Below are 5,292 nucleotides of genomic sequence, written 5' to 3' on the forward strand. Positions count from 1 at the left end.
CCGAGATCATTCCGCAGGTGCAGCCGAATCCGGGGATGCCCGAGCGTAAGGCGGTGGGGCGGCATCGGCAGCGGGTGTTGGAGTTGTTGCCCAGCATGCCCGAACACGCCCAGCGCGCGATCCTGGCGTCCCTGGAACACTCCGGAACCAGACGAGATCCACTGCAGCCCTTGGGGTAATGGGATGGGTCGTCGCCGGTCGTGGTGGCCGGCGGCGGCTCGCATTGACGCCCTTAACCTAAAAACGTAAGGTTTATGACAGTCGGTGTGACGCCGATGGACAGGAGTACCCCGATGAGTGAGATCGATGATTTCCGTCGCCGCTACGAGCGGCACGTCGGCCATGTGGTGGCCGGCGACATGAAGGCGGCGATCGCCGACATGGTCCCCGGTGACACCCGCCGCATCTTCGCCGGCGTCGACGTCCCGCGAGGAGCCGTGGCCGCACACCGGATCGTCGGTGTCCGCGCGGAGGGTGATCGGATGATCGGGGAGGCCATCTACCACGTCGGCGGTTCCGCGATCGGACTGCGCTCGATCTGGGAGAACCGCGGTGGCACCTGGCTGGCCGCCGAGCTCGAGAACTTTCCGGCGGCACCCGAGGTGCAGGGCGTGTCCACCACGGTCGTCCCGTGGGGCCCGGCCGCCGACGGCCATGACCAGCCCTACTGGGACGGACTGCTCGCCGGGGAACTCCGGCTGCAACGTTGCCGGCAGTGCCACACCTGGATCTGGGGCCCGCAGTCGGTGTGCTCCTCCTGCTACGGCTTCGACATCGGCTGGGAGAGCGTGCAGCCCGAGGGCACCGTGTACAGCTGGAGCCGCAGCTGGTATCCGTACATCGAAGAACTCGCCGACACCCTGCCCTACATCAGCATTCTGGTGGAACTGCCGCACGCCGGTGGTCGGCGCCTCCTGGGCATCCTCACCGACGATCCCGAGGACACGCCGCGGATCGGCGAGCAGGTCGTCGGTTCCTTCGAACGGCGCGACGGCGAGCAATGGCCACTGCTGCGGTGGCGTCGGGTCGCCGCGGTCGCGGAGGCACGTCGATGAGCGCGACGATCCGGGGGACTTCGGCCGTCGTCGGCATCGCCGAGATGCATTACAGGCGCGGTCAATCGCCGTTCGGTGAGCAGCGGATGACGATCGCGGCGATCCTGGCGGCCTGCGAGGACGCCGGGATCTCGCCCCGCGAGCTCGACGGCTTTGTCTCCTACGCGGGCGGATCCAACGACGGCCCGATCCTCGGCGCGGCACTCATGGTCGACGAACTGCGGTGGTCCACCATGATGTGGGGCGGCGGGGGCGGCAGCGTCGCGTCCGCGATCACCATCGCGGCCACCGCCATCGCCACCGGACAGGCCGAATGTGTCGTCGTGTACCGGGCGATGTCGCAGGCCGACACCGGACGTCTCGGATATGCCAAGTACCACTACGGACCACACTTCCTGGCCCACGGGGTCGGTTCACCCGCGCAGATCTGCGCCATGCGCACCCAGCGCATGCTCGAGCACGACGGTGTACCGCGGGAGGCGATGCGGTCTCTGGTCCTCGCCGCCTATCACCATGCGCAGAGCAATCCCACCGCACAGGGATTCGGCAAGCCCCTCGACGAGCAGACCTATGAGGCCTCGCGGCTGATCGCCGAACCCTTCCACCTCTACGACTGCTCGCGCGAGAGTGACGGCGCGGTGGCCTTGGTGCTGGTGTCGGCCGAGCGTGCCAAGGACCTGCGTGACGACCCGGCATACCTGCTCGCCGGGGCGCAGGGAGCGCCGGGCGGCTACTGCGAGCGGATCGACAACGACGCGCAGTACTCGACGGCCGGATTCGGTCCGGCCAACAACGGGAAACCCGGTGTGGCCGAGCGTCTCTGGGCGATGGCAGGCATGGGGCCCGACGACGTCGACGTGGCCCAGGTCTACGAGAACTTCAGCGGGCCCGCCGTCGCGGCGCTGATCGACCACGGACTGTGTCCGGCGGGGCCCGCTGCGGGCACGGTGATGACCGTCGAGAACCTGACCGCGCCGCACGGGAAGTTGCCGATCAACACCAGCGGCGGGAATCTCGCCGACGCCTTCGTCAACGGCCTGAACCTCGCGGTCGAGGCGGTTCGCCAGATCCGCGGGACCTCGACCAACCAGGTTCCCCACGCCAGGACGTCGTTGTTCATCGGCGGGCCGATGGCGCCGCTGGTGAGCTCGGTGCTCTTCGGCGGCCCCGACACCGTCTGATACCCGGCACTTTCGGAGGAGACCACCATGCTCGACCGACCATTCCTGTTCATCGACGGCCGTTGGACCACGCCGGCATCGTCGGCGGTGTACGACGTGATCGAGGCGGCGACCGAGAAGGTCCTGGCGCGAACGGCGTTGGCCGGCGAGGCGGATGTGGATGCCGCGGTCACCGCCGCCCGCGCGGCGCTGCGCGGACCGTGGGGTGCGATGTCGGCCGAGGCTCGGGCCGATGTGCTCGAGGCGTTCGCCGGTCAGTTGCGTGCACGCGGCCGTGACACCGCGCAGCTGGTCACCCGGGAGAACGGGATGCCGATCTCGCTGTCGAAGGCGGTCAACGGGATCGGGCCGTCGGCGATGTTCGCCTACTACGCGGATCTGATCCGCCGACGAGCCGTCGAGGAGATCCGTCCCGGTCTCCTCGGCGCGCGCACCGTGGTGCGGTCCGAGCCGGTCGGCGTGATCGCGGCGATCGCCCCGTGGAACTATCCGCAGCCGCTGGCCGCGATGAAGATCGCCCCGGCGCTCGCGGCAGGCTGCACGGTGGTGCTCAAGCCGTCACCGGAGACCTCCCTGGACGCTTTTGTCTTCGCCGAGGCGGCCGCTGCGGCCGGGGTACCCGACGGTGTCCTGAACATCGTTCCCGCAGAACGCGAAGTCAGCGCGTACCTGGTGGCGCACCCCGGCGTCGACAAGGTCGCGTTCACCGGTTCCACGGCGGCCGGGCGTGCGATCGGGGAGATCTGCGGGCGGATGCTGCGGCCGGTCACCCTGGAACTGGGCGGGAAGTCGGCGGCACTCGTGCTCGACGACGCCGACCTCGATGTGCTGGCGGCCAAACTGCTCGAGGTCTCGCTGGTGAACAACGGTCAGACCTGTCATGCGAGCACCCGAATCCTGGCTCCGCGGAGCCGATACGGCGAGGTCGTCGACGCGGTCACCGAGACCGTGCGTGCGCTGCCGATCGGTGATCCGCTCGACCCGGCCACTGCCATCGGACCGCTCGTCAGTGCCGCACAACGCGATCGCGTGCTCGGCTACGTCGAGACCGGGAGGTCGGAGGGTCGGGTGACCGCCGGCGGCGGGGTCCCGGCGACGCAGTCGACCGGATGGTTCGTCGAGCCCACGGTGTTCGCCGATGTCGACCCCACCGCGCGCATCGCTCAGGAAGAGATCTTCGGGCCCGTGCTGACCATCATCGGGTACGACGACGAGGACGACGCGATCCGGATCGCGAACAACTCCGACTACGGTCTCGGCGGCACCGTCTGGACCGCGGACGAGGCCCGGGGGATCGAGGTGGCCGCGCGGATCGAGACCGGGACGGTCGGCGTGAACCACTACGCGCTCGACCTCGCCGCGCCCTTCGGCGGGGTGAAGGCGTCCGGACTGGGTCGCGAGCTGGGGCCCGAGGGGCTCGAACCGTACCTGGTGTCGAAATCGATCTATCTCGCCCCGAAGTAACCTACTGAATGTAGATTTATGGGAGAGGCGACGAGAAGGAGCCGATGATGATCTCCTACGAATGGCGAACCGAGCTGGACGGCGAGGACCTCGACGGGGTTCTGGCCCTGGTGGAGACGGCTGCCGCGTACGACGCGGAGGCGGGGTTCTCCCACATCGATCCGGCGAGTGTCCGCGACCGCGACGGCGATGGCGGTCATGTGGCCCACCTGCCGATCGAGGCGCGCAAGGATCTCAGTCCGCGCGATGACGCTCCACTGGTCGTGGTGGCCTATCTGCACCTGTCGGTGAACGCGAAGGGACTCGGCACCGTGTCGTATGTGGTGCACCCCGAATACCGTTCGCGCGGGATCACGACCCTGCTGGTGGAGGAGATGGGACTCGACACCGGTGCCGACGGCGGCTGGGCAGGGACGGGTGCGGAAGCATTGCGCTGCTGGGCCTATGCGACGCATCCGGCATCGGAACGTCTGACCCGGCGGTTCGGGGTGCCCGCGGTGAGTCGACAGTGGACGGTGGCCCGCCATCTGACCGGTCCGTTCGCCTTCCCCCTCGAGAAGGTCGACCTGCCCGAGGGTTTCACCCTCACAGAAGCCCGTGCGCCGGAGCCCGACGACCGCACCTTCGGTGACGTCCTCGCCGATGCCGCCGTCGCCGCCACGCACCAGGAGCGACTGGGGGCGGATCTGGCACGCGGAGGTGGGCGGGTCGTCGAGGCGCGGTCCGACGATGGCGCGACGGTCGGATTCGTCTGGTATTCCACCGACCTTCGCCCCCATGCGGAGGAGTTGCGGGCGGCGTCGGTGCATGCGGTGGTGCTTGCGTCGTCGGCGCAGGGGAAGGGTCTGGGTTCCGCGCTACTGGTCGCCGCACTCGAGAATCAGCGTGATGCCGGTGCGCAGGTGTCGCTACTCCGGATCAACCCGGATGACCCTGCGGCCGTGCGTATGTGCCGCATCCTGGGATACGAGCAGGAGGACGCCCACTCCTGCTATCAGGTCGGCCGACACGCCGACCCGCCGCCCGCCTCCCGGTAGCCCGAGAGGTGCGCCTGGAGGCCGCCACCTCGGTGCTGGGTGATCGAGCCGGAAGGGCGAGCGCCTGCGGTGATTGAGCCGGGACCGAGCCGGAAGGGCGAGTGCTTTGCGGTGATTGAGCCGGGACCGAGCCGGAAGGGCGAGTGCTTTGCGGTGATTGAGCCGGGACCGAGCCGGAAGGGCGAGGACCCGTGTCGAAATCTCGGTTGGGTGTGTCGGGTGGTGGTTGTCGCGGTTTGTTGGTTGCGTAATGTGTTTGGCCGGCGGAGGTTTCGACTCGACGTGTCGCTGCGCTCCGCGTCGGCTCAACCATCGTGTGCTACGTGTCTTCTGGTGTTCGCTGGTTGAGGCGGGGCCGGACCTGGAGGTTGGCGAGTGCTTTGCGGTGATTGAGCCGGGACCGAGCCGGAAGGGCGAGGACCCGTGTCGAAATCTCGGTTGGGTGTGTCGGGTGGTGGTTGTTGAATCCCCCGGGGTTTCGTGCCGCTTCCTTTTGAGTCAGGAAGGATGAGCACATGCCGAAGAACATTGATCCCGAGGTCAAGGCTCGTGCGT

Annotated in this window: 4 protein-coding genes and 1 pseudogene; all 5 read left to right on the forward strand. The window is 68.4% G+C overall.

Going from position 1 to position 5,292, the window contains the following annotated elements; all coding sequences use genetic code 11:
* A pseudogene (locus ACWDUA_RS25370) lies at window positions 1-179 on the forward strand (ABC transporter ATP-binding protein); the annotation flags it as partial.
* A gap of 432 nt (window positions 180-611) precedes the next feature.
* The gene (locus ACWDUA_RS25375) at window positions 612-1,055 is read left to right on the forward strand and encodes a Zn-ribbon domain-containing OB-fold protein (protein WP_449753801.1); all 444 of its coding nucleotides are present in this window, start codon (window positions 612-614) and stop codon (window positions 1,053-1,055) included.
* Complete coding sequence (locus ACWDUA_RS25380; protein ID WP_449753798.1) at window positions 1,052-2,236, forward strand: thiolase C-terminal domain-containing protein; 1,185 nt, start codon at window positions 1,052-1,054, stop codon at window positions 2,234-2,236. The genes ACWDUA_RS25375 and ACWDUA_RS25380 overlap by 4 nt, the downstream gene beginning before the upstream one ends.
* Window positions 2,237-2,263: 27 nt before the next feature.
* The gene (locus ACWDUA_RS25385; RefSeq protein ID WP_449753799.1) at window positions 2,264-3,700 is read left to right on the forward strand and encodes an aldehyde dehydrogenase; all 1,437 of its coding nucleotides are present in this window, start codon (window positions 2,264-2,266) and stop codon (window positions 3,698-3,700) included.
* A gap of 47 nt (window positions 3,701-3,747) precedes the next feature.
* A complete protein-coding gene (locus ACWDUA_RS25390) occupies window positions 3,748-4,737 on the forward strand; it encodes a GNAT family N-acetyltransferase (protein ID WP_449753800.1) in 990 nt (329 codons plus the stop codon).
* The last annotated feature ends 555 nt before the right edge of the window (window positions 4,738-5,292 follow it).

This window comes from Gordonia sp. NPDC003376 (genome assembly GCF_053589235.1).

Excerpts from the sequence above, each read along its gene's own strand:
- ACWDUA_RS25380 (WP_449753798.1), top strand. The coding sequence starts at position 1,052 with ATGAGCGCGACGATCCGGGGGACTTCGGCCGTCGTCGGCATCGCCGAG.
- ACWDUA_RS25390 (WP_449753800.1), top strand. The coding sequence starts at position 3,748 with ATGATCTCCTACGAATGGCGAACCGAGCTGGACGGCGAGGACCTCGAC.
- ACWDUA_RS25385 (WP_449753799.1), top strand. The coding sequence starts at position 2,264 with ATGCTCGACCGACCATTCCTGTTCATCGACGGCCGTTGGACCACGCCG.